This window comes from Yoonia sp. (assembly GCF_017854415.1).
Taxonomy (GTDB): domain Bacteria; phylum Pseudomonadota; class Alphaproteobacteria; order Rhodobacterales; family Rhodobacteraceae; genus Yoonia.
This window is the reverse complement of sequence record NZ_JAFMHR010000178.1, coordinates 1-4,802: the sequence shown is the minus strand read 5'-3', so window position 1 is coordinate 4,802 and position 4,802 is coordinate 1. Positions and strand designations below refer to the sequence as shown.

General features: G+C 52.7%; 6 protein-coding genes. All 6 read right to left on the bottom strand.

All coding sequences use genetic code 11. The features are described 5' to 3' along the window. Positions 1 to 10 precede the first annotated feature (10 nt). Positions 11 to 889: a LysR family transcriptional regulator gene (locus tag QZ197_RS14825; RefSeq protein WP_296432928.1), complete on the bottom strand. Its 879-nt coding sequence runs from the start codon at positions 887 to 889 to the stop codon at positions 11 to 13. Positions 890 to 964: 75 nt separating this feature from the next. Then, the gene (locus QZ197_RS14820; protein ID WP_296432927.1) at positions 965 to 1,465 is read right to left on the bottom strand and encodes a hypothetical protein; all 501 of its coding nucleotides are present in this window, start codon (positions 1,463 to 1,465) and stop codon (positions 965 to 967) included. Positions 1,466 to 1,715: 250 nt separating this feature from the next. Continuing rightward, positions 1,716 to 2,447, bottom strand: coding sequence for a peptidase (locus tag QZ197_RS14815; RefSeq protein ID WP_296432926.1), 732 nt, complete (start codon positions 2,445 to 2,447; stop codon positions 1,716 to 1,718). 33 nt (positions 2,448 to 2,480) lie between these two features. After that, positions 2,481 to 3,278, bottom strand: a complete 798-nt coding sequence (locus QZ197_RS14810) for a transglutaminase family protein (RefSeq protein WP_296432925.1) — start codon at positions 3,276 to 3,278, stop codon at positions 2,481 to 2,483. Beyond that, positions 3,279 to 4,220, bottom strand: coding sequence for an alpha-E domain-containing protein (locus QZ197_RS14805; RefSeq protein WP_296432924.1), 942 nt, complete (start codon positions 4,218 to 4,220; stop codon positions 3,279 to 3,281). Position 4,221: 1 nt separating this feature from the next. Continuing rightward, positions 4,222 to 4,802, bottom strand: a 581-nt coding sequence (locus tag QZ197_RS14800) for a circularly permuted type 2 ATP-grasp protein (protein ID WP_296432923.1), incomplete at its 5' end; no start/stop codon positions are given.

The following is a 4,802-nucleotide window of genomic DNA, read 5'->3' as shown; positions in this document are numbered from 1 at the left end:
TAATTTGAATTCACTTGGGATGTGTCTTGTCCCACAACAATGCAACTTCACGCGCTATTTCTGCACTGTTTTCAGCGACATAGCTGCGTGGCTCTGCAAGATAGGACGCAGTGAAGGCGAGCGGTGGTGGTCGAAAGCCAGGATCGAATTCAACAATCTGGCCGGATGCTAGAAAATCATTCGCCAACGCCCGAGGGTACGGACCGACGGCGATTCCCGCTGCAATCATCTTGAGGCTTGCCGACAAAGACGCTGACGCAAAAACACGCAATTTCGGGCCTACCCTACGCGATAATTCTGACATCAATTCGCGGTAAGGCCGCGTTTTGCTGGAATAAGAAATGACGGGGATTTCGCTCAGATCGGTTTGCGGGTTCGAAGTGGACCTGTACCAATGCAAATCAAATGGAGGTAATGCGATGTTCTCGACCGTGAACTCCGACACCGGGCCCATTAACAGCGCGAGGTCCAAACGACGCTCAAGCAATGCAGACCGCAAGTTGAGCGATATGTCGACGGTCAGGTCCACATTAACCAGCGGATATTGCGCACTGAACGCGGTCAGAAATTCTGGCAACCAGGCTTGTGCAATCGTTTCTGACGCACCGACACGAAACAGGCCTTCAGCTTCTGACGGGTTCGCGACGCGCTGTTTGATCTCTTCTTCGACGAATAACATCTGCTCTGCATATGCCAGCAGCAACGTCCCGTGTTTAGTCAAAACCAACTCGCCCGGACCGCGTTCAAACAACGGCACGCGCAGTTCATTCTCCAGATTTGATATCCGCGAGGACACCGCGGGTTGCGAAAGGTTCAACCTCTCGGCTGCTTTACGAAAGCCACCAAGCCGTGACACCCAAAGGAATGTTTTAATTTGATCAAAAGTCATGGGCTATTCATAGAATGGATCGCATGGACATCAAATCAATAATAACAACGTTGCAACGCTAGGCATCGCGAACATTTAGGTCGGGCGCACTCGACGCCTTGCCCCTGACTTGCGCACCTCGATCGGACGTCTGGGCATCACTTTGTCTCTTGGTGCGTCATCATCCACGGCAACATTTGCTTCGGGCACCTCTTTGGCGACAACTGAAGCAATAAAATCATGCACGACAAATTCACCCACCTTCGCCACCCGCCCGAGCGCTTTTTTCATTGCGCGATTTGACAACGTGGCGGTCAGTTGGCGCACCAACACGCGGCGCTTCACCGGATCAACACGGGATGCCGCATTTGTTGCATCCTTGGAGCGGGGTATTTTGACGCCAAAACCTGCTTCTTCCAAAAACAGACGTACAATTGGCGGGGCCGCCGCGACAGCATCTATCGTTCTTTGATCACGAAAAACGGCTAAAACAGTATTGTGACGCAGCGGATCATGGGTCGTCCGATGAGACGGCGCAGCATCCCCCTGTGCAACCGGGGCATTGTCCGCATAAAACAGATCAAAATCGTAACGCACGAGAAACCACACCAAAAACTTGTAAAATATACCGTTACTTAGCAGATACACGCAGATTGATCAAAGGAATTTGACATATCTGGCAGTGCAACACGCAACGTACACTCCACCAAGGGTTGTGGGGACCCAGACAGAATGCAAACGAAAGTAGCCAGATATCACCGGCAGGTTCTTTTGCGTGACCGAGGTCTTGCGCGTCTTACCGCCTGCAGCGTCCAGTCACGCACTGGGAACTGGGCAAAAATCTGACCTAGAGCTTGTAAGCGGGCAGCTTCTGGAACGCGGCCTTAAGTGCGTCACCCCAACCCGACGAAATCGCTTGGTAAATCGCGTCGCTCTCTTCAATGCGGCGCGTGGTGCCGATCTCGAAGCTATCCGCTTCGTATACTTGAATATCAAATGGTAAACCCACGGAAAGGTTAGATTTTACGGTCGAATCAAACGACACGATCAACAGTTTAAGGGCGTCTTCAAAGCTCATCTCGGGATCATAGGCACGCACAAGAATTGGCTTGCCATATTTGGTCTCGCCAATCTGGAAGAACGGCGTGTCGTCCGTAATTTCGATAAAGTTGCCTTGGGGATAGACCAAGAAAACCGTAGGCTTGCCGCCTTTGATCTGCCCGCCAACAATGATCGAAGCCGAAAATTGCGCTTGCTTAAGCTGTCCCTCGTTTGTGGTCTCGCCAATCACTTCTTTTAGCGTGGCACCGACAAGACGCGCGACCTGAAACATTGTGGCTTCGCGCAAAATGCTTGGATCACGGTCCTCCGTGGTTTTTGAACGTTCTTCCAACAAGCTGATCATCGCTTGGGTCGTCGCCAGATTTCCAGCCGTCATGATTGTGATCATACGCTCGCCGGGCTCGTTCCAGGTGAACATTTTCTTGCTAGTAGCAAAGTTGTCGACGCCCGCGCTTGTGCGCGTATCCGACATAAAAACAAGGCCGTTGTTCAGCTTTAAGCCGATGCAGTATGTCACAGAATCTTATCCAAATGAAGTGTCGCGTTTGTTCTACTGCTGAACCTGCAAAGACACAATCATCTGTTCTTGCGCCGCACCCAGCCGCATTCCTTCATTGGGGGACGCATCACGTGCGTCGCGACCAATGGCGATCCGGACGTATTTTTCATCCGGTGACACGCCATTGGATACGTCAAATCCGACCCAGCCCAAGCCGTCGACATGCGCCTCGGCCCATGCATGCGTAGCGTCTTGGTCGATCTGGTCGTTGATCATCAGATAGCCGCTGACATAACGTGCTGAGATGCCCTGAGCCCGTGCGGCGGCGATAAATATCTGGGCGTGATCCTGACACACCCCTGCCCCGATTTGCAGCGCTTCTTCGGCAAGCGTCGTGTTCGTCGTCTTTCCCAAAACATAAGGTGCGGCGATCAAGATGCGATCAGAAAGGCGATGCAAGGCCTCAACGCGGTCTGCGGCGGCACCGACACCTTCGGCCAGTTCCCTAATGCCAGCGCCTGCGGTTGTTGCATCGGTCGCTTGCGCGAAATGCCACAAGGGCGCGTGACCATATACTTTGCCAAGCACGCCCGACGGATCATGCGTATCAACGGTACCGTTTGCAGTGATCTTAACCTCTTGCGCACCGCGGTCCACATTCACCAAGTCGACATGGTTGCCATAGTGATCATTATAATGCGTCTCGATGACGCCACCAGCGACAGCAATATCCCAGTTTAGCACCGATTGGACCGTGCTTTTCTGTGGACGCAGGCGCACTTTTTGCAATGCATAATCAACGGGTTGATCGTAGCGGTAGGTCGTCGTGTGGCGGATATTGAGCTGCATTTAAATGTTGAACCTGTAATCTTGTTCGATCTGCATGCCGATACGTGCGTTTTCGTCGGTGACACTTGTCAGGAACTCATGCAGCCCTTCGTCAAATATCGATGCAATGTCGCGATCTTTCAGACGCGCGTACAGCTTTTGCGCCATAACCCGCGACGCTTTTGGTTCGGTATCGTTCATGCCAAGGTATTCCAGATTGTCTGCCAACTTGCCCACGCAGAACCGCAAAGACCGCGGCATACGGCCGTCAAGGATCAAGAAATCCGCGATTGCCGGAGCGTTGAAATCATCGTCGACCGCCCACCGAAAAGACCGATGAGCAGATACCGACCGCAGGATCGTTTCCCACTGCACATTGTCCAAGCGACTGCCCACGAACGACGGTGACGGCAGCAAGGAATAATATTTCACGTCGATGATCCGCGCTGTGCTGTCCATGCGTTCGACAAATGTCCCAAGGCGGCAAAAATCGTAGATGTCATTGCGTAACATCGTTCCATGCAAGGCCCCACGCACAACAGCGGATTGTTGGCGGATCGTGGCTAGAACAGCGGGTAATTCTGTTTGTAGCACGGGCGCTTCTAACAGTTTGGTCAGCACCATCCATGTGTCATTCACACTAGTCCAAACCTCTGTGGTTAGGGCCGTGCGGACCAATCGCGCGCTATCTCGGGCTGATTTTATCACCGATAACACCGAACTTGGGTTGTCCGTATCGCGTAACAGGAAATCCACGACCTGTTCGCTGTCATAGCTGTCATGTTTGATTTCATATGCCGTTTGCGCAGCAGAAGTGACGATCACTGATTTCCATTCGGCTTCGGCACGTGTTGAACGTGTCAACGCAATGCGAAAGCCTGCTTCGATCAGACGTGCGGTGTTTTCGGCCCGCTCAAGCGAACGGAACATCCAATAAAGACCACCTGCGGTTTTTCCCAGCATCCTAGTCTTCCAATATCCAAGTGTCTTTTGTGCCGCCGCCTTGGCTTGAGTTCACAACAAGGCTGCCTTCGGTTAATGCCACGCGGGTTAAACCACCGGGCGTGATGTTGATCCCCTCGGGTGAAACCAGCGCAAACGGCCGCAAATCCACATGCCGCGGCGCCAATCCAGCATCCGTAAAGATTGGCACGGTCGAAAGCGATAGTGTGGGTTGGGCGATATAATTGGCGGCGTTGGCTCTGAGTTTGACCGCGAAATCAGCCAGCTCCTGCTTGCTGGCGGCAGGCCCGACTAACATACCATATCCGCCCGATCCATGGACTTCTTTGACCACCAGATCGGCAAGGTTATCCAGCACATAGGCCAGCATGTCCGGTTCAGCGCATCGGAAGGTTTCGACGTTTTTCAAGATCGCCCGCTCGCCAGTGTAAAATTCAATGATGTCCGGAATATAACTATAAATAGCTTTGTCGTCGGCAATGCCTGTGCCCGGTGCATTGGCAATTGTGATATTACCCGCACGGTAAACGTCCATAATGCCGGGCACGCCCAGCATCGACGATGGGTTGAACGTCAAAGGGT

Bases quoted from the DNA above. Each gene is read 5' to 3' on its own strand.
- QZ197_RS14805 (WP_296432924.1), bottom strand. From the start codon at position 4,220: ATGCTGGGAAAAACCGCAGGTGGTCTTTATTGGATGTTCCGTTCGCTT.
- QZ197_RS14825 (WP_296432928.1), bottom strand. From the start codon at position 889: ATGACTTTTGATCAAATTAAAACATTCCTTTGGGTGTCACGGCTTGGT.
- QZ197_RS14810 (WP_296432925.1), bottom strand. From the start codon at position 3,278: ATGCAGCTCAATATCCGCCACACGACGACCTACCGCTACGATCAACCC.